The sequence below is a fragment of the Rhizobium grahamii CCGE 502 genome, from assembly GCF_000298315.2.
Lineage (GTDB): Bacteria > Pseudomonadota > Alphaproteobacteria > Rhizobiales > Rhizobiaceae > Rhizobium > Rhizobium grahamii.
Window position 1 is genome coordinate 308,696 of record NZ_AEYE02000014.1, and the last position, 19,239, is coordinate 327,934.

At 59.0% G+C, this 19,239-nt stretch carries 19 protein-coding genes; 10 read left to right on the forward strand and 9 right to left on the reverse strand.

The window, feature by feature from the left end; genetic code table 11:
- Positions 1–109: 109 nt before the first annotated feature.
- Together RGCCGE502_RS13355 and RGCCGE502_RS13360 are read right to left on the reverse strand one after the other, a co-directional pair.
- Positions 110–1,564: a hypothetical protein gene (locus RGCCGE502_RS13355; RefSeq protein ID WP_016554696.1), complete on the reverse strand. Its 1,455-nt coding sequence runs from the start codon at positions 1,562–1,564 to the stop codon at positions 110–112.
- An 81-nt stretch (positions 1,565–1,645) separates the two neighbouring features.
- Entirely contained in the window at positions 1,646–3,712 is a 2,067-nt protein-coding gene (locus RGCCGE502_RS13360; protein WP_019279936.1) for a putative bifunctional diguanylate cyclase/phosphodiesterase, read from the reverse strand.
- A gap of 336 nt (positions 3,713–4,048) precedes the next feature.
- Here RGCCGE502_RS13360 and RGCCGE502_RS13365 point away from each other — a divergent pair, with 336 nt between their 5' ends.
- The 5 genes from RGCCGE502_RS13365 to RGCCGE502_RS13385 all read left to right on the forward strand — a co-directional run bounded on the left by RGCCGE502_RS13365 (position 4,049) and on the right by RGCCGE502_RS13385 (position 9,229).
- On the forward strand, positions 4,049–4,669 hold the full coding sequence (locus RGCCGE502_RS13365; RefSeq protein WP_016554698.1) for a 50S ribosomal protein L25/general stress protein Ctc: 621 nt from the start codon (positions 4,049–4,051) through the stop codon (positions 4,667–4,669).
- A 185-nt stretch (positions 4,670–4,854) separates the two neighbouring features.
- On the forward strand, positions 4,855–7,215 hold the full coding sequence (locus RGCCGE502_RS13370; protein ID WP_016554699.1) for an EAL domain-containing protein: 2,361 nt from the start codon (positions 4,855–4,857) through the stop codon (positions 7,213–7,215).
- Between the two features lie 22 nt (positions 7,216–7,237).
- A complete protein-coding gene (locus RGCCGE502_RS13375; protein ID WP_016554700.1) occupies positions 7,238–7,957 on the forward strand; it encodes a substrate-binding periplasmic protein in 720 nt (239 codons plus the stop codon).
- 91 nt (positions 7,958–8,048) lie between these two features.
- Positions 8,049–8,765 (forward strand): aminoacyl-tRNA hydrolase, encoded by a 717-nt coding sequence (gene pth, locus RGCCGE502_RS13380; RefSeq protein WP_016554701.1) that lies wholly within the window; start codon positions 8,049–8,051, stop codon positions 8,763–8,765.
- Positions 8,766–8,767: 2 nt separating this feature from the next.
- A complete protein-coding gene (locus RGCCGE502_RS13385; RefSeq protein ID WP_016554702.1) occupies positions 8,768–9,229 on the forward strand; it encodes a GNAT family N-acetyltransferase in 462 nt (153 codons plus the stop codon).
- A gap of 2 nt (positions 9,230–9,231) precedes the next feature.
- On the opposite strand, the gene RGCCGE502_RS13390 is transcribed toward RGCCGE502_RS13385, so the two are convergent.
- Positions 9,232–9,615 (reverse strand): hypothetical protein, encoded by a 384-nt coding sequence (locus RGCCGE502_RS13390; protein ID WP_016554703.1) that lies wholly within the window; start codon positions 9,613–9,615, stop codon positions 9,232–9,234.
- 79 nt (positions 9,616–9,694) lie between these two features.
- Entirely contained in the window at positions 9,695–10,006 is a 312-nt protein-coding gene (gene clpS / locus RGCCGE502_RS13395; RefSeq protein ID WP_016554704.1) for an ATP-dependent Clp protease adapter ClpS, read from the reverse strand.
- A gap of 180 nt (positions 10,007–10,186) precedes the next feature.
- Here clpS and ychF point away from each other — a divergent pair, with 180 nt between their 5' ends.
- From ychF to RGCCGE502_RS13410, 3 genes are read left to right on the forward strand one after another with little or no spacing between them, the layout of a single operon-like run.
- Entirely contained in the window at positions 10,187–11,290 is a 1,104-nt protein-coding gene (gene ychF, locus RGCCGE502_RS13400) for a redox-regulated ATPase YchF (RefSeq protein ID WP_016554705.1), read from the forward strand.
- Positions 11,291–11,309: 19 nt separating this feature from the next.
- Positions 11,310–11,780, forward strand: coding sequence for a MaoC family dehydratase (locus RGCCGE502_RS13405; protein ID WP_141652323.1), 471 nt, complete (start codon positions 11,310–11,312; stop codon positions 11,778–11,780).
- A complete protein-coding gene (locus tag RGCCGE502_RS13410; protein WP_016554707.1) occupies positions 11,777–12,241 on the forward strand; it encodes a MaoC/PaaZ C-terminal domain-containing protein in 465 nt (154 codons plus the stop codon). Before RGCCGE502_RS13405 ends, RGCCGE502_RS13410 begins: the two co-directional genes overlap by 4 nt.
- A gap of 9 nt (positions 12,242–12,250) precedes the next feature.
- Here the strand turns inward: RGCCGE502_RS13410 and RGCCGE502_RS13415 are convergent, their stop codons facing one another.
- From RGCCGE502_RS13415 to petA, 4 genes are all read right to left on the reverse strand, one after another.
- Positions 12,251–12,793, reverse strand: a complete 543-nt coding sequence (locus RGCCGE502_RS13415) for an adenine phosphoribosyltransferase (protein ID WP_016554708.1) — start codon at positions 12,791–12,793, stop codon at positions 12,251–12,253.
- Positions 12,794–12,909: 116 nt separating this feature from the next.
- Positions 12,910–13,803, reverse strand: a complete 894-nt coding sequence (locus RGCCGE502_RS13420) for a cytochrome c1 (protein WP_016554709.1) — start codon at positions 13,801–13,803, stop codon at positions 12,910–12,912.
- 26 nt (positions 13,804–13,829) lie between these two features.
- Positions 13,830–15,107, reverse strand: a complete 1,278-nt coding sequence (locus RGCCGE502_RS13425) for a cytochrome b (RefSeq protein WP_016554710.1) — start codon at positions 15,105–15,107, stop codon at positions 13,830–13,832.
- A 13-nt stretch (positions 15,108–15,120) separates the two neighbouring features.
- Positions 15,121–15,699 carry a ubiquinol-cytochrome c reductase iron-sulfur subunit gene (gene petA / locus RGCCGE502_RS13430; RefSeq protein ID WP_016554711.1) on the reverse strand — a complete coding sequence of 193 codons (579 nt, stop codon included), beginning with the start codon at positions 15,697–15,699 and terminating at the stop codon, positions 15,121–15,123.
- Positions 15,700–15,983: 284 nt separating this feature from the next.
- Between petA and RGCCGE502_RS13435 the strand changes: the two genes are divergently transcribed.
- Positions 15,984–16,916, forward strand: a complete 933-nt coding sequence (locus RGCCGE502_RS13435) for an endonuclease/exonuclease/phosphatase family protein (protein ID WP_019279939.1) — start codon at positions 15,984–15,986, stop codon at positions 16,914–16,916.
- Here RGCCGE502_RS13435 and RGCCGE502_RS13440 read toward each other — a convergent pair.
- Positions 16,872–18,791 (reverse strand): ABC transporter ATP-binding protein, encoded by a 1,920-nt coding sequence (locus RGCCGE502_RS13440; RefSeq protein WP_016554713.1) that lies wholly within the window; start codon positions 18,789–18,791, stop codon positions 16,872–16,874. The two genes, RGCCGE502_RS13435 and RGCCGE502_RS13440, sit on opposite strands and share 45 nt — an antisense overlap.
- A gap of 182 nt (positions 18,792–18,973) precedes the next feature.
- Here RGCCGE502_RS13440 and RGCCGE502_RS13445 point away from each other — a divergent pair, with 182 nt between their 5' ends.
- Entirely contained in the window at positions 18,974–19,183 is a 210-nt protein-coding gene (locus RGCCGE502_RS13445; protein ID WP_016554714.1) for a hypothetical protein, read from the forward strand.
- Positions 19,184–19,239: the final 56 nt, after the last annotated feature.

The following is a 19,239-nucleotide window of genomic DNA, read 5'->3' on the forward strand; positions in this document are numbered from 1 at the left end:
GCGCAGTGGCCCTCACTTAGCCTTGCGCTGCCAAGACAGCATGAACCGGACATTGATTGCCCGCAAGTGGTCTCCGCCCAGCACTGAGGGCGGCAACGCTGCGATAGCGTCAGTCAGCGCCCTTGATGACCTGGCCGTTGATCGTCACGGATCCGTTGCGCGCAACGCTGATATCCCAGCGCTGGCGCCCATCCGGATCTGTCTTGGCAAAGCCCTTGGCCATCATCAGGCCGAACGATACCTGGTTGAGATCGGCATTGGTCTTTGCAAGTTCCTGAACGGCGGCGATGGTCTTGTCCAGATCGCGTGCCAAAACTGTTGCATCCATGGAATAGTCCTTGGACGTGTCAATTCGCCCGCGGATCTGTCCGGAAAACTCGGCGTCGTAAACACCCGAGACTGCGCTGATCTTCGGGAAATCCATGACCAACTCGCCACCCTTGAAGAGCCGCTCAGCCGCCTTCTTGCCGCTATCCTCCGATGAAGTGTCGCCGCTGAAATCAACCTTGAGAAACTCGTCCCCGAAGGCCGCGAAATCCATGTCGGCAATGGCGAACTGCAGCTGAAACTCATGAGGCACGAATGCAGAATAGGCAGCCGGAACGATCGCGCTGGCGAAACTGATTTGCTCCGCTGTCACGCCAACCCCGAAACGCGTCGCATCAGTCGGGCCGTCAAGCGTAATTGCATAGTTGACGTTCTTCGCACCGCCGTTGCCCGCAGCGCTGGAGACGGTCAGATTGTTGAAGTCGATGGTTTCGTTGAAGCTCGTGAGCAACGGGAACGCGTCGCGAAGCATTCCCTTCAACTTGTCGCTATCCGCCACGGCAAGCTTCTTGTCGTCGGCGTGGTCGACCGCGAACATGATAATGTCGCGAACTTTGCTTGCTGGCAGGCCGTTCACCGCCGCTGCGAAATCGATCGCGTCGGCGCGAATTTCGACCGGTGGCACCTCACGGCTGCTGATCTTTTCCAAGAATCCCGAAGCGGAGCCACTGGTGGCGAAATTGGTAGTACCAGCAGTGGCACCCTCAGACGAGGTCAGCTTGTACTTCATGCCGTCAAAGCTGGCACTGACTTCCTCGGCTTCGGTCTTCGACGAAAAGTTCACGGCCTTTGTTGAGAAATCGCCTGAGCGAAAATAACTGATCGCCGGGTCGAAGACGCCGCTGAAGAGGAAGGCATCGATGGCGTAGGTGAAATCCGTCTTCGGTTGTCCCGGCGCCTTGAAATTCCCGGAAACATTGAGGGAATTGTTCCCCTCCATGCTCCATAGACCAGTTTCCAGTGGCGTTGCGAACATCGACCACGGGGTCAGGCCGGTGATTGCAAAGGTGCCCGGTTCGATCTTCTTCAGAAGCTTTGCGAAGTCATAAATGATCTCATAGCGTGTGCCCGCCGGTTTTACGGTCACGAAGCCATCTTTTGCCACGCTCTCCGGCACGACCTTTGTCAGGCTTTCCTCGAGCTGTTTCGCCCCCGCCTGATTGATGTCGACGGCATAGGCGGAAGATGCCAGTACGATCGCGATCGTGCTCGTTGCCGCAATGAGATTGAGCCGCATACTGAATTCCTCCGCCGGTTGAGTTTGCGAGCATGTGAGGTTTCCGCAGGGCCAATGTCAAGCCGGGTTGCAACGCCGCGGTCAGGCTGCCGCGTCGGTCCTCGCGGCGTCCGTCGGGCCATTACCGTCAGTATTGACGAACGCCTCGATGTCGAGACGCGGCATGGGCTTCCCGAACAGAAAGCCCTGGACCTGCAAGCAGCCTTCGCGGCGAAGAAACTCGATGTGCTCCTCCCGCTCCACACCTTCTGCCAGCACCGGAATATCAAGACTCTGCGCAAGAATGAGCGTCGAGCGAACGATGGCCGCCGACTGCTTGTTGGTAACGACGCCGTCGACGAAGGCGCGGTCGATCTTGATCTTGTCGAATGGGAAGCTTTGCAGGGTGGATAGCGAGGAATAGCCGGTTCCGTAGTCGTCCATGGCCACCTTGACGCCCAATGCCTTCAGCCGGCGGATGGCGTTCAGCGCGTGGCCGTGGTCGGCGATAATGCCGGATTCGGTGATCTCGAGCTCGAGCCGCGACGCTGCCAGGCCGGTCTCCTGCAGGATCTGCTGTACGATCTGCGGCAAGCGACTGTCGGCGAGCTGTTGGGCAGCCACGTTGACCGCGATCCCCAAGGGATTCTTCCAGCTGGCGGCCTCCGCGCAGGCGCTGCGCAGCACCCATTCCCCAAGTTCCATGATGAAACCGGTCTTTTCGGCGATCGGAATGAATTCAGCCGGCGAGATGTAGCCGCGCGTCGGATGCTTCCAGCGTAGCAAAACCTCGAAGCCGAGCACCTCGCGTGTAACGGTATCGTTCTGCTGTTGATAGAAAAGTTGGAATTCGCCGTTCTTCAACCCTTCACGCATCTCCATCGCCAGCGCGCTTCGTTCCCGCGCAGCCTCGTCCATCGAGGGATCGTAGAAGCAGATGCTGCTGCCGGCCGTCGTCTTGGCACGGTACATCGCGACATCGGCCTGCGAGAGCAGGTCATCGACGGTGCGCGCCCTGTCTGGATAGCTGGAAATACCGATGCTGGAGCCGACGCTCAGCGACTGGCCGTTCCACTCCACTGGCCGTTCAATTTCGTCGAGCAGACGCTGGGCCCCGATCTTCGTCTCCGAACGGCCAACGTGATCTCGCATCACAACGACAAATTCATCACCGCCGACGCGGGCCACAAATTGGCCCTTCTGCATGACCTTTGCCAGTCGCTCGCCGATCGCACGCAGCACCGCATCGCCAGCCGCATGACCGTGGACGTCGTTGATTTCCTTGAAGCGATCGAGGTCGAAGCAAAGGACCGCGACGTTCCAGCCGATTTCATGGGTGCTCTTGGTAGCTGCGGCGAGATGTTCGTTGAGCGCGGAGCGGTTCGCAAGGTTCGTCAGCGGGTCATGAAGCGACAGATGGCGGTAGCGAGCGACCGCCGCTTCCGTCGACTGCATGTCGATGATGTAGGTAGACGCGCCGAGGAGTAAGATGATGATCATCACCGCACCGACCAGGCTGGTCATCACGCCCACGGAAAGAATTTCACGCGGAACGGCGACCGTGGTATCCGGCACGATCGTCATGCCGGCCATGGCGAGAAAATGCGTTGAAACGATCGCCAGGATGAGCGGCAACGCCGCGCCGACCGGGCTGAAGCGCGCCGTCGGTCGCGCAACACGGGTTGCCATCAGCGCGCCGAAGCCAGCTGCCGCAATCAGCGAAGTGATCACATAAGCGCTGTCCCACTGAATGTCGCCTGCCACCCTGTAGCCGGCAATGCCGACGTAGTGCATCGCCGCTACGCCAAGACCGACGATCGCGCCCCCAGCTTCGACCAGCGCATCCTGGCTACGCACCGAGGCAATCGTAAAGCCGATCATCGCCGAAGCGACGCCGATGAAAAGCGAGAGCAGCGTGAGATCCGGCTCATAGCCGCTGAGCGTCGGCGCGCGAAAGCCAAGCATGGCAATGAAATGGGTTGTCCAAATCGTCGCGCCGCCAACGAAGCCCGATAGAAAAAGCCAATTGAATTTCTGCAGTCCTTGGGTGCGCCGAACTCGCGAGAAAAGCCGCACGGTGAGCAAGCAGCCAAGCAGGCAAATCACCGTTGCAAAGATCAGATGCGGCCAGCTGTGTTCAGCGACAATGCAGGTAAGGAGACGAGGCATCGGGAGGACCAAGTTGCGTTTTGGCCTTCATATCTGCAGCAACATTTTGTATTACTTAATCTGGCGGAAAACCCAGCTATATGGTTAAGCCTTCGCGATTGCTCTCAACTTCTGGAAATGCTGCGCCCGTATTGCTCGCCATCAGCTTGTCCCGAGCCATAACCATCGCCAGCATCAGGCGATCAGCTTGCGTTTCCGCCACATCTATACTATAGCGCACGCGTCCGCACAGACACCCTTGGAGGCAATGCGGATGAGGATGGGGAAACCCGCCTCCAGTTCAGCGACAGGCAATGCCTGCGCCGAGCTCTCCAAATAACCTCGGAAGGAAAAGTCATGAGCCACGAAAGCTACGAGCTCAAGGCCGAGGCGCGCGAACGGGTTGGTAAGGGGTCCGCCCGTGAACTTCGCCGCAATGGTCTCATCCCGGCTGTCATCTATGGTGACAAGCAGGCCCCCATTTCTATCGCTCTCAGCACCAATGAGGTGACGAAGCGCATTCATGCCGGTGGTTTCATGACCACGATCGCGACCATCGAAGTCGACGGCAAGAAGTACAAGGTTCTGCCGAAGGACTACCAGCTGGATCCCGTCCGTGACTTCACGATGCACGTGGATTTCCTGCGCGTATCCGGCAACACCCAGGTTACCGTTGAGATCCCGGTTCACTTCATCAACGAAGAAAAGTCCCAGGGCCTCAAGGCTGGCGGCGTTCTGAACATCGTTCGTCACGAAATCGAAGTTCATTGCCCGGCCGATGCGATCCCGGAATTCTTCAACGTTGACCTCAACGGCAAGAAGATCGGCGACAGCATCCACATTTCCGACGTGACCCTGCCGAAGGGCGTGTCGCTCGTCATCGCAGACCGTGACTTCACGGTCGCCACGATCATTGCTCCGGCAGGTGGCGTCGATGAAACCGCTGTAGAAGCTGGCGAAGGCGAAGCTGAAGCTTAATCGCTTCCATAATTTGTAAAGTATAGGGCCCGCTTTCTCCCGAAAGCGGGCCTTTTCAATTGCGCGCAAAGGTCCTGTTTCAGCAACATTTAATACATTTCATGGAACCATGCCGGTACGTTTTTAGAGACCCGCGGGCGTAGAAACCGCGGGTGTAGGAAGTGCGGCGGGGAGCAAACGGAACGATGAGTAATTCCGTTGAAAATCGTTTTTTGGCAATTATTTGCGGAGCGTTGCTCCTCTTCGTTGCTCCACTGTTCGTGCTGTTCCTTTTTCTTTCGTCCGAGCGTGCGGATAAGGAAATACGCGACCACATCTCCGTTCTTCTTGTCGCCAATTCTCAGGCGCTCGCAAAGCCGCTCTGGGACCTCGACGACGACAGCGTGACCCAGATCAGCGCGACGATCGTTTCGCAGGGTGCCATCGTCAAGGTTCAGGTTCGCGATCAATCGGGCCAGCTCGACGTTACACAGTCGACCATACCGAAGTCATTCAATGGCAATCTTGTCCAGGTCTCGCGCGCGATCATATACAACACGATCGATGGCCCAAAGAATCTGGGTACCATCTCGGTCTTCTATCCGGCGCTCGGTCTCTTCTCCGGCCTCAAGCACGAAGAAATCGTCTTCATGTCGATCTTCATCTTCGCTGTGCTTGCCGTATTCACCGCGGCTTTGGTCGGCAATCGAATCTTAATCATCCGCCCGTTGATGCGCCTGACGGCCGCAGTCGAGGCGACACGCCAACTCGGGTCGCGCCATCACGTCAACTGGCAGTCGAACGACGAGATGGGACGCCTGGCCCGGGGCTTCAACGAGATGCAATCGAAGCTCGAAAGCGAGGAACGCGAACTGAAGCTCGCGCATCGCCGCGCCGTCGACATCTACGACCTGACGCCTGCCATGCTGTTCTCGCTCGATGAGGCTGACCGCATAACAGCAGTCAGCGACTATTGGCTCGTCGCGACCGGCTACGATCGGCCCCGCGTGATCGGCCGGAGGTTCGCGGACCTCGTGACATCAGATACGCGCGAAGCCTTCCTGAAGCGCAAGAACGAACTCGACGGCGGCGCCGCTCTTGACGTTACGGTCAAGTTCATGTGCACCGACGGCAACATCATGGACGTACTCATTCTGGAGTCGACAGCAGCTTCGGCGGGTCACAACCGGCTCTCCCTTTCTGTCATGACCGATGTAACCGAGCTGAAGGCCTCGGAAGCCCGCAACCATCAGCAGGCGATCAGGGACCACTTGACCGGCCTCCTGAACCGCCAGGGTTTCGAAGCTGTGTTGGACGCCAAAATCCGCGAAGCAGACGCAGCAACCCAGGAACTGGCCTGCCTTTTCGTGGACCTCGATCGCTTCAAGTGGATCAACGACAACCTCGGGCATGCCGAAGGCGACAGGGCACTGCGAGAGTTTGTCAGCCGTCTGAAGACGCATCTGGCCCCATCGGATCAGGCTGCGCGTCTTGGTGGTGACGAATTTGCTATCCTTCTGCCTGCAAAGGATGCCACCCGGCGGGCTAGCGCAATGGCCGAGCAGATCGCCTCCATCTTCGTCGAGCCGTTCGGCCCAGACCTGCATCTGAGCGCCAGCGTCGGCATCGCCATTTATCCGCGCCATGCAGCGAACGCGGCAGAGCTTTTGCAGAAATCCGACATGGCCATGTACGCGAAGAAGCGCGATGGCAAGAACGGCGCACAACTGTTCGACAACGGCATGATGGACCACACTCGGGCTCGCGCCGAGATCGAGAACTATATTGAGACCGGTCTCGCCGAGGATTGGTTCGACGCCTACCTGCAGCCGATCGTCAGCCTGAACGGCCGCGATATCGCCGGTTTCGAGGCCTTGATGCGATTGAACCATCCGCAACGGGGCTTGATGGCACCGGCCGAGATCATCAACGTCGCCGAGGAAACGGCGAAGATCGTACGCGTCGGCAACGTTGTCATGGAGAAGGCGATCGCACATCTTGCAGCCATTTCCCGTCTCCCAGGAATGCAAGACAGCTATCTCGCCATCAACTTCTCGCCGCTACAATTCGAAACCACCCTGCCCGCGCGCCTTGCCGCACTGCTTGGCCGTCATGGTATCCGCCCCCAGCGCATCGTCGTGGAAATCACCGAGGCGGTGCTGATGCACAACAATCCGCAAATTCGCACCGTTGTCGCCGAGATGCGCCGTTTCGGTTGCCGGATTGCCCTCGACGACTTCGGTACGGGCTATTCCTCGCTGAGCTATCTCAATCGCTTCCCAGTCGACATCATCAAGATCGACCAGTCCTTCACCCGGTCGATCAACGATGGCAACGACGAGGTGCGCGAAAAGAGCCGAACTCTGGTGGAAAGCATCGCGACGCTATCCCACAAAATGGGCTGCACTGTCATTGCCGAAGGTATTGAGACCGAGGACGAATGCCAGACGCTTCACGAAATGGGCCTCGACTTCGGCCAGGGATACCTGTTCCATCGCCCCCAGCATGCCGCCGCTCTGATCGAGCGCCTGTCAACGGCAGAACAGCCCATCGCGCGCGCCTCCTGAGCGGCCAAGGAAAGGCAACACCATGAAGAAACTGCTGTTTTTCACTCTTCTGGGCTTCGCTGCCGCGACCCACGCCATTGCCGCCAGCGTCACGCTCGCCACCGAAGAATACCCTCCCTTCAGCTATCGCGACGGCAAGGCGATCAAAGGCGCCTCGGTCGAACAAGTCGACAAACTGATGAAGGACGCTGGGATCGATTACAAGATCGAGATGATGCCTTGGGCCAGGGCTTATAATCTCGCCCAGACGACACCTTTGAGCTGCGTCTTCACGACCGCTCACAATGCGAAGCGCGACCCTATGTTTAGATGGGTCGAACCCCTTCTGGTTGATCGCAACATCCTCATCACCCGATCAGGCTCCGGCGTCGTGGCAAGCGACCTGGAAGAGGCCAAGAAGTACACGATCGGGACCCAGCGCGAGGACTACACGGAGACAACGCTGAAGGAGAACGGCTTCACCAAGCTGGACGTCGCCACCGATTTCAACGCCACATTGCGCAAGCTCCTCAACGGCCGCATCGACATGATGCCGATCTCTGAGATCTATTTCGCCAAACTCAAGGCGGAACAGCCATTGGACAAGGTGACGGTGCTGTCCTCACAGCAAATGGGGATTGCCTGCGAGAAGAACTTCCCAAGCGATTTGTTGACCAAGATGCAGGCTGCACTGGACAGGCTAATTGCCAGCGGCACACAGAAAACCATCTTCATCAAGTACGGCTTGAGCTCCGCGGACTAATTTTCCGCGTTTATGGCGGCTTCGCCTTGACTTTGGCATCATTTCGCGATGGTGAACGCATAAAGCACATTTGCAAGGAAATAGACGAGCCATGCTGATTATCGCGGGCCTCGGCAATCCCGGTGGAAAATACGCCGGAAACCGCCACAACATCGGCTTCATGGCGGTGGAAGCGATCCATCGCCGCCACAATTTTTCGCCTTGGTCGAAGAAGTTCAAGGCCGAGATCGCCGAGGGCGAGATTGCGGGTGAAAGGGTGCTGCTCATCAAGCCGCAGACCTATATGAACCTCTCCGGCGAAGCTGTCGGCGAAGCCATGCGCTTCTACAAACTGCAGCCCGCCGACCTGGTGGCGATCTATGATGAGCTCGACCTGCCGTCGGGCAAGGCGCGCCTGAAGACGGGTGGCGGCCATGGCGGCCACAACGGTATCAAGTCGCTGGACGCCCATTGCGGCAAGGACTACCGCCGCCTGCGCCTTGGCGTCGGCCACCCGGGCGTCAAGGAACTGGTGCAGCACCACGTCCTCGGCGACTTCGCCAAGGCCGACCAGGCATGGCTTGAGCCGCTGCTCGATGCACTCGCCGACAACGCTGACATGCTTGTTCGCAAGGAAGACTCGCAGCTGATGAACAAGCTGGCGCTTGCGCTCGGCGGCAAGGCCGAGGATGAGAAGCCCAAGCCCGAAAAAAAACCGGCGGCGAAGTCCCACATCCACCAAGCTCGCAATCACAATCAGCCTAAGCTGCCTGCAACCGGGCCGATGGCGGAAATGCTCAAGAAGATGTTCGGCGGCAAAGGCGACTGAATATGCCTGCCGGCGAACTCGTCATCCGCACCGCCGAGATTGGCGATCTTCCGGATCTGCTTGCCCTTTACCACGAGCTCAACCCAGCTGATCCGGCAATGGATCGCGCGCATGCCGCAGAGCGGTTCCAAGCGATCCTCGCACAGCCTGGCATGACGGTTCTCCTCGGAGTCGCGGGTCAAGCGCTCGCATCGTCGGTGACGCTGATCATCGTTCCCAATCTGACCCGGAACGGCGCGTCTTATGCCTTAATCGAGAACGTTGTTACCGCCGCCGGCCACAGGCAGCGCGGCTACGGCAAAGCCCTGATCGGGCATGCGATTGAAGCCGCGTGGAAGGCTGGCTGCTACAAGGTGATGCTTTTGACCGGCTCGAAGGATCCGGCAACGCTACGCTTCTACGAGAACTGCGGCTTCACACAGGACAAGACTGGCTACCAGATCCGGCGACCGGCGGACAACTGAGCTTACAGCAACCCAACTGCGTGGAGCCTGAACACGAAAAGGTTCCAAATCCAAAGAAGACTGCTGTCGATCAACCAGGCCACGGCAATGGAAACGCCTGGGGAAAACAGCATGGCCAACAGCCCGCCAACGACGCTCAGTGTGCAGGAAATGCGGAAATTCTTGAGGCTGTCGAGACGATAATAGCCGGCGTCGTCATACTCCGTCCCGAAGAGCAGATCCGGCAGATCGTAACCGGACGATAGCGGCAGGTCCATCAACGGCCGGTCAGTCACCCGATCAGGCAGAACGTTGAAGACCGCCCGGCAAACATGGCCGATCGCACCAAGAAGCGCAAAAAGCCCTGCGGCCACGAGATAGTGCCATGTTGCTGCTTCCCCTTGCATGAGCGCCCCCACCGATGCGGGCATTCTGCCGGAAAACAGCGGATGTCGAATTAACGAGGCTGGTTAAGAAATTGCCGAGCTATTCCTCGGGCTCAGCCGTCAACATCAACGGGAAACCGGCGTCCTTGGCGTAGTCCATCGCTTCCTTCACCTTGGTTTCGGCGATGTCCTTGGTGCAGATCACAACCACGCTTGATCCCATCTTGTGGGCCGTCATCATCACGCGATAGCCAGTCTCTTCGCTCATGCGGAAGACGGCCTTGAGGATCATCACCACGAATTCTCGCGGCGTGTAGTCGTCGTTGAAAAGGATGACCTTGTAGAGCTTCGGCCGATCCAGCTTCGGTTTCGACTTCGTCTTCGGTTTAAGGGTAATATCGTTGTCACTCATCGGAAACCCACCCGTTGATGACATGGAGAGGCGAGAACAGTTCGCCGATACCTATATTGCGCCGCGAAGCCTGGCCTTCAACCCTCGGAATGCAACAGAGTTGCGCGAAAAGCTTGACCGCAAGGCGCGTTTTATCCCATAGCCAGCACCAACGAATTCAAGAACAGCAGGTTTCAGGCCATGGGCTTCAAATGCGGTATCGTCGGTCTGCCGAATGTCGGCAAATCGACCCTCTTCAACGCGCTCACCAAGACGGCGGCGGCGCAGGCAGCGAACTATCCCTTCTGCACGATCGAACCGAACACCGGCGAAGTCGCCGTTCCGGATCCCCGTATGCAGAAGCTGGCAACGATCGCCGGCTCCAAGGAAATCATTCCGACCCGCATCTCCTTCGTCGATATCGCCGGCCTGGTGCGCGGCGCCTCGAAGGGTGAAGGTCTCGGCAACAAGTTCCTGGCCAATATCCGCGAAGTCGATGCCGTCGTGCATGTGCTGCGCTGCTTCGAGGATGACGACATCACCCACGTCGAGGGCCGCATCAACCCGGTCGGCGATGCCGATACGATCGAGACCGAGCTGATGCTCGCCGACCTCGAGAGCCTCGAGCGCCGCGTCGAGCAGACACGCAAGCGCGCCACGGGCAAGGACAAGGAATCAATAGCGCAGCTGCCGGTCATGGAAGCCGTCATCAAGCTGCTGAACGAAGGCAAGCCCGCACGCCTGCTCTTGAAGACACTGGCGCCCGAGGAGATCGAGATCCTCAAAGGCCTCAACCTGCTGACGTCGCATCCAGTGCTCTATGTCTGCAACGTTGCCGAAGCCGACGCTTCGACCGGCAACGAGCATACCAAGGCCGTCGCCGCCATGGCTGAACAGCAAGGCGCCGAATGCGTCATTATCTCGGCGGCCATCGAGTCGGAGGTGGCCCAGCTTCCCGAAGAAGAAGCAACGGAGTTCCTATCGGCGCTCGGCCTCGAGGAAGCCGGCCTCGACCGGCTTATCCGCGCGGGCTACCACCTGCTCGACTTGATCACCTATTTCACCGTCGGCCCTAAGGAGACGCGCGCTTGGACGATCGTACGCGGCACCAAGGCACCGCAGGCGGCCGGCGTGATCCACACCGACTTCGAACGCGGCTTCATCCGTGCCTTCACCATCGCCTACGACGATTACATTAACTTCAAGGGTGAAGTCGGCGCCAAGGAAGCAGGCAAGGGCCGCGACGAAGGCAAGGAATACGTCGTTCAGGACGGCGACGTCATCCATTTCCGCTTCAACACCTGATCAGCAACGGCCGGGGAGATTGGGCCGCATGAAACTTTCCTACGAAGACTTCGAGCTGGGCCGACGTTTTACGCTCGGCCCGCGGACGGTCACGGCAGCAGAGATCATCGAGTTCGCCCGTGAATTCGATCCCCAGCCGATGCATGTCGACGAAGCGGCTGGCCGCGCGAGCATTCTCGGTGGTTTGGCGGCATCCGGCTGGCACACTTCGGCACTCTTCATGCGTATGATGGCGGATAGCTTTCTCGTCGACTCGTTCTCCCAAGGCGCCCCCGGCGTGGACTTCATGGAATGGCGTAAGCCCGTTCTTGCTAGCGACACGCTCTCCGGCCATTCGACGGTTGTCGAGACTCGCGCGCTGCGCTCAAAGCCCGGCATCGGCATGGTCAAGTTCCGCCACGAGGTCGAAAATCAGAAGAACGAACTCGTCTGCGTGTCCGAGAACTCGATCATGTTCGTCATGCGTGAAGTGCTGGAGAAAACAGCATGATCATGGCCGAGCGTTACGCCAGCGGTGAAAAGACTGAAATCGGCAGCTATGTGTTTACGGCCGAGCGGATCGTCCATTTTGCCGAGCGCTTCGACCCCCAACCGTTCCACCTGGACGCGGAAGCTGCAAAGACTACTCTCTTTGGTGGTCTGTGCGCATCGGGATGGCACACCTGCGCGGCATGGATGAAGACCTTCGTTGCCTACTGGAGCGCGGAAAGCGCCCGACTGGCAAGCGAAGGCATCAAGCCCCCGACGCTCGGCCCCTCGCCTGGTTTCCAGAAGCTGCAATGGTTGCGGCCCGTCTTCGCCGACGAAGAAGTGACCTACTCCGTCACCTTCCTCTCAAGCCGCCCTCTGGTGTCCCGCCCGGGGCGTCGATTGAACACTATTCTGTGCGAGGGAACGATCGACGGTACGCCGGTGGTGCGGTTCGAAAGCACGGTCATCGAATTTGAATAGTCGCGGGCCTCAATGGCCCGCAAATTCCACCAACGTGCGGACATCCACGCCAAGGTCTTCGAGTTTTTTGCGACCGCCAAGATCCGGCAGGTCGATAACGAAGCAGGCGGAAACGACCTCCGCACCCATCTGGCGGAGGAGTTGCGTAGCGGCGACGGCGGTTCCGCCGGTCGCAATCAGGTCATCAACCAGGATGACCTTTTCGCCGGGCTCCACGGCATCCCTGTGCATCTCCATCTCGTCGACACCGTACTCAAGGCTGTAGGCGACGCGCACCGTGTCGCGCGGCAGTTTTCCTTTTTTGCGGATCGGTACGAACCCCGCGGAAAGCTGGTGGGCAACCGCACCACCCAGAATGAAGCCTCGCGCTTCGGCCCCAGCGATCTTGTCGATCTTCATGCCGGCATAGGGCTGGACCAGTTCATCGACCGCGCGGCGAAACGCGCGTGGATTGCCGAGAAGCGTCGTAATGTCACGAAAGATGATACCGGGCTTGGGGTAGTCCGGGATGGAGCGGATGCTGGCCGCAAGCTCCGAAATCGTATTGCTCATGGATTATCCATATTCTGCAGGGCTTCAATTCCGCGCACCCTACCAATTGCCACTCTCGGAACCAACAAAAAAGGCGGCCCGAAGGCCGCCTTTCCCTAGGCTCTGGAACAAAGCGCTTAGTGTTCCTTGTTCGCGTAGACCGAACGCTTGGTCAGGTAAATCAGTCCCGTGAAGATCACGAGAAAGACCAGGACCATGAAGCCGGTGCGCTTGCGCTCTTCGAGATGCGGCTCGGCGGCCCACATCAGGAACGATGCGACGTCCTTGGCGTACTGGTCGACCGTCGCCGGCGCGCCATCGTCATAGGTGACCTGGCCGTCCGACAGAGGCTTCGGCATCGCCAGTGCGGCAGCGCCTGCGAAGTACGGGTTGTAGTGAGTTCCCTGAGCCACCTGGACGCTGGCTGGCGGCTGCTGGTCGTAGCCGGTCAGCAGCGAATAGATATAGTCGGGACCACCTTCCTGATAACCGCCGACAAATGGGATCATGTCGAATAGGAATTGCGGGAAGCCGCGCTCGATACCGCGCGCCTTGGCGATCAGCGAGAAGTCCGGAGGCGCCGCGCCGTTGTTGGCCGCTGCCGCCGCTTCGTGGTTCGGGAACGGCGACGGGAAGTAGTCCGACGGAATGGCCTTGCGGGTGAACATGTCACCGCTGGCATTCGGACCGTCCTGAACCTCGTAGTTGGCGGCAAAGGCCTTCACCTGGGCATCCGAGTAACCGAGAGCCCCGAGCGTTCTGAAGGGCACAAGGCTCATCGAGTGACAGGCGGCGCAGACTTCCGTGTAGACCTTCAGGCCGCGCTGCAGCTGGCCCTTGTCATAGTGACCGACCGGGCCCGCAAATGTCCAATGTTCATGCTTCGGATGAAGCAGCGGAAAATGTGGCGTCTCGCCTTCGGCATGTTTCGCCGGCTCGGCACCGTTCGAGGCCGCTTCCTGGGCGAATGCTGCGCCGCTCAAACCTGCGACGACGGCAAGCGACAGGAGGCTTGTAACAAGCTTTTTCATGTTTCTCTTCCCTTCCTGTCGCACGCTCAGGCCTTGACCGGCTCAGCGGCCGCCGCCTTGTTGCGCTTTTCCAGAACCGCTTCGGTAATTGAGTTTGGCAAGCGGCGCGGCGTCTCGACGAGGCCGAGAACCGGCATGGCAACCAGGAAGAAGGCGAAGTAGAGCAGCGTGCAGATCTGCGAGATGGTGGTGTAAAGGCCCTCAGCAGGCTGGGAACCGAGCCAGCCAAGAACGATCGCATTGGCGACGAACAGCCAGTAGAACAGCTTGTACCACGGGCGATAGGCAGCCGAGCGAACCTTCGAGGTATCGAGCCAGGGCAGGAAGAACAGCACGATGATCGCGCCGAACATGACCAGAACGCCTGCGAGCTTCGAGTCGATCGGCCCGATGTTGAAGGTGATCGAACGCAGCATCGCGTAGAACGGCAGGAAGTACCACTCCGGGACGATGTGGGCAGGCGTCTTCAACGGATCAGCCGGGATGTAGTTGTCCGGGTGGCCGAGGAAGTTTGGCATATAGAAGACGAAGTAGGCGTAGACCAGCAGGAAGATCGATACACCGAGCGCGTCCTTCAGGGTCGCGTAAGGCGTGAAGCGAACGGTATCCGTCTTGGTCTTCACCTCGACGCCTGTCGGATTCGTCTGACCAACAACGTGCAGCGCCCAGATATGCAGGACCACGACGCCGGCAATGACGAAGGGCAGCAGGTAGTGCAGCGAGAAGAAGCGGTTCAGCGTCGGGTTTTCGACGGCGAAGCCACCGAGCAGGAACTGCTGGATCCACTCGCCGACGAGCGGGAATGCCGAGAAGAAACCGGTGATAACGGTCGCACCCCAGAAGGACATCTGACCCCAGGGCAGAACGTAGCCCATGAAGCCGGTCGCCATCATCAGGAGGTAGATGAGAACACCGAGGATCCAGAGGATTTCGCGCGGAGCCTTGTAGGAGCCGTAGTAGAGACCACGGGCGATGTGCAGATAAACGGCAACGAAGAAGAACGACGCGCCGTTGGCGTGCATGTAGCGCAACAGCCAGCCGTGGTTCACGTCACGCATGATCTTTTCGACGGAGTTGAAGGCAACCGTCGTTTCGGCGGCGTAGTGCATGGCGAGCACGACGCCGGTGAGGATCTGCACGACGAGCATGACCGCGAGCATGGCGCCGAAGGTGTAGGCATAGTTCAGGTTCCGCGGAACCGGATATGCGACGAAACTGTCGTAGACCATGCGCGGCAAAGGCAGCCGCGAATCGATCCACTTCTCGAGGCCGGTTGATGGCTCGTAGCTGGAATGGCCACTCATAAATCAGTCCCCCTCAACCGATCTTGATTACTTTATCGGAAATGAATGAATAGGTCGGGATCGCCAGGTTCTGCGGCGCCGGACCTTTGCGAATGCGGCCGGCCGTATCGTAGACCGAGCCATGGCAGGGACAGAACCAACCATTGTATTCGCCAGCTTGGCCGAGCGGGATGCAGCCGAGATGGGTGCACGAGCCGATCATGACGATCCAGTTTTCCTTGTCCTTGCCGGCGGAACGGTCGACGCCCGTCGCCTGCGCGTCGGAAGGCAGGTTGGCGTTGCGTGCGACCGGGTCCTTCAGATCGGACAGCGGAACTTCATCGGCGGCCTTCACTTCCTCAGGCGTACGGTTGCGGATGAAGATCGGCTTGCCGCGCCACTTGGCGGTCAGCGACATTCCAGGCTCAAGGCTGGAAACGTCGACCTCGATGGATGCCAGAGCCAATGTCGAAGCATCCGGGCGCATCTGATCGATAAACGGCCATGCGACCGAAACGGCGCCAACAGCGCCCGCCATACCAGTGGTGAGATAAAGGAAATCACGGCGAGTGGGCTCACCCGTGATCTCGCTTGTCGTTTCGTGTTCGCTCACGGCTTAAACCATCCTCTACGCAATTTTTGCGGAACTCCGCCCTTCCCCTCACGGCGGCGAATCTGTCGCGACACAATTCGACCATAGATTCCCCACCAATCCGGCGCGTTCTAAGCTTGATCGCAAATTATGTCCAGCCTTGGCAAGACCATGTGGGCACAATGTCGCGGGAATTTTCAGATGATTTTCGAAGACAATCACATGCTTGCCACAGTTGTGCATTGCACCAATTCGTGCCCCATGCTAGCGACGGGTCATAAGCTTCCTCTCCTCCCCGCCTGGCGATGAAAGACACTTTATTCCGCATAGCGAGTGTCCTCCTTTCGCTGTTGCTGGCGCTGATGTCGCTGCGCTACGTCACGCACGCCTGGCTTCTGGCCTTCGTCTATAGCTTCCAGATCCACTTTGCCTTGGTCGCAGTCGCAGGCTGCTTGGTCCTTCTTCTGCTCAAGCGCCATTGGTACGCCTACCTGCTGCTCACCATCGCAGTGATGCTCCTGGGGCATGGCGTGATGATGTCGAGAGAATTTGCGGCCACGACGGCGAGTGCAGAGACGCGACCACTTTTCAAGCTGATGTCCTTCAACATCGAGCACGAGAATTTCGCCAATGCGGGTCGCATTGCGGATTTCATCATCGCCTCGAACGCAGACGTCGTGAACGTCCTGGAAGCCGCGCCGCTTCGCCCTCACATCGCCCGTCTGGCCGCCACATATCCCTATCATATAGGCTGCGGTGCGGAGACCAACGAATGCGACACGCTCGTGCTTTCAAAGCGCCCGTTTGCCGACAAGAAGGTGAGCAGCCTGGGCAAGCTATGGCGCAACCGGCTGACACGCTCAGCCATCGACTTCGACGGCACGAAGATCAATTTCCTCGTCGCCCACCTCGCCAAGCCGTATTTCGACGACTTCCAGACGGATGAACTCTTCGATCTCAGATCCGTGGCGAACGCGATCGATGGCCCCCTCGTTCTTACAGGCGACTTCAATTCGGCGATCGTCGATCCCCGCATCCAACGCTTCATGCGCAGAACCGGCTTTCACACCGCCTTTCCGGAACCCGCGAGCTGGCCGATCAAGACGGGCCGCTTCGGCATCAGCATCGACCACGTTCTCGCCCGCCCGCCGCTGCGGCTGCAGTCGGTCAAGCGCATCGAAGACAATATGGGATCAAACCACTTTGGCCTCATGGCCGAATTTACCATCGACCGCTGAAGCAGGAGGCGGCGCCTCGAGATCGGTGGCAAGGAATCCACCGGATTGCCGGGCCCAGAGTTCGGCATAAAGACCACCACGCTTCAACAGCGCTTCGTGCGTCCCCTCCTCTATGATCTCGCCCTCGTCAACGACGATCAATCGATCGAGCGCAGCAATGGTTGAAAGCCGATGGGCGATGGCGAGTACCGTCTTGCCTTCCATGAGGCCGATCAGATTGGATTGGATCGCCTCTTCGACCTCGGAATCCAACGCCGAAGTCGCTTCGTCCAGAACGAGAATTGGCGCATCCTTCAGCATCACGCGCGCAATCGCGACGCGCTGACGCTGGCCACCGGAGAGCTTCACACCGCGCTCCCCGACATGAGCCTCGAAGCCCTTGCGGCCGTTTTGATCCTGCAGCCGCTCGATGAAGGCAAGCGCTTCCGCCCGCCGCGCCGCCTCGACGAGACGCGCTTCGCCCGCGTCAGGGCGACCGAACAGGATATTGTCGCGAACCGAACGGTGCAGCAAAGACGTATCCTGGCTGACAACCCCGATCTGCATGCGCAGAGATTCCTGCTTGACGGCGGCGATATCCTGACCGTCGACCAATATCCGTCCACCTTCGACGTCGTAGAGGCGCAACAACAGGTTTACGAGCGTCGACTTGCCCGCCCCGGAGCGGCCGACGATGCCAACCTTTTCTCCTGGCTCAATAGTGAGCGAAAAGTCGTCGATGACGCCGCTTTTCCTGCCGTAGTGAAAAGAGACATTCTCAAAGCGGATTCCGGGCCGTCGGATAACGAGTTCCCGAGCGTCGGGCCGATCGACCAGCCCAAGCGGCTGCGAAATCAAATCGGCGGCATTCTGAATCGTGCCGAGGTTGCGCATGATGCCGTTGAACTGTGTCATCAACCGGCCGAGAAGGAAGTTCAGACGCAGCACTAGCGCCAGCGAGAAAGCGACGGCGCCGGAACTCACGAGGCCTGCCAACCACAGATGCACGCTGAGGCCGGCCATCATGACGATCATGATGCCCGAGAGTAGCGCCATCGAGGCACGCACACCGGTGATGAAGCGCGTGAACCGCAGCACGGTGTGCTGATAGAAGTCGAAGCCTTCCCGCATATAGCGGTCGCTCTCCTCGTCCCGCGCAAACAGCTTGAGGGTCTGGACGTTGCTGTAGGCATCGACCATGCGCCCGTTGATCATCGACGCGGCTTCAGCCGTTTCCCGGGAATGAAATCGGATGCGCGGCACGAAATAGCGCGCGAGAACGCCAAATACGCCGAGCCAGCAAAGCACGACCACGGCAAGTGAGATGTCCAGCCGGGCGACGAGCACCAGCGTCGTCGCCGCATAGATACCGACGAACCAGACGCTCTCCATCAGCGATGTCACCAGGTCGCCCGTGGCCTGACCAGCCGACCAGACCTTGGTGACAACGCGGCCGGAGAAATCGCTTTGAAAGAAGGAGAGCGATTGCCGCGAGACATGCAGGTAGGATTGCCAGCGCGCCAGATTGTAGAAGCCGGGCGTGATCACCTGCTGGTCCACCAGCGCAATCAGCAGCGCCACGACAAAGCGGACGATACCGATAAGGACGAGCATACCGAACAGTTCGGCGCCATGCGCGGCAAGAAGGCCGCTCCAGCCTTCCGCCGGCTTGATCGTCGCAAGTATGTCTACGAGCCGTCCGACGAACCAGAAGAGCGCCGCTTCGATCGCCGCCGACATCCCGCCGAGCACGAGCATTGCAACGAAGGGCGCCTTCGCCTGGCCAATATAGAACCAAATGAATCCCAGCGTTGAGCGCGGCGGCTGAATGTTTTCTCGCGGCGCAAAGGGATTAATCCAATTTTCGAAGACATGGAGGAGTCGTTTTATCAGCATAAATGCGATATAGGCTTATTGGCCCGAGCAGAAAAGCAACGGCTCCAGGGCGCAACCTTATATTTTCGTAACAATCGGTAACAACAGCGGCATCGCTGTTGAATGCGACTGACCCCGCCACAATCTCGGGGTACAATGGGTTTTTACGGGAGACGGCCGCGATGCAAGCAAGGAAGACAGTCATGTCAAGTATTCCGCTGCCCCTTGCGGAACGACTTGATGCAATCGTCGAACAGCTGGAAATATCTTACGACGAGGCCATCGCCGAGGCGATCTCTGTGTGGGTCGATCGCGAGGAAGAGCGACGTCTGTTCGCGTTGCGTGCGCTTGCATCGACCAACAGCATGCTTGTCGAAGGAAACCGCGTGAAAGACTGGGCTGACAGCCTCTGAACCGACATCCATGCGCGAAAAATTGAAGCCCTCCCCGCATCCGCAGGGAGGGCTTC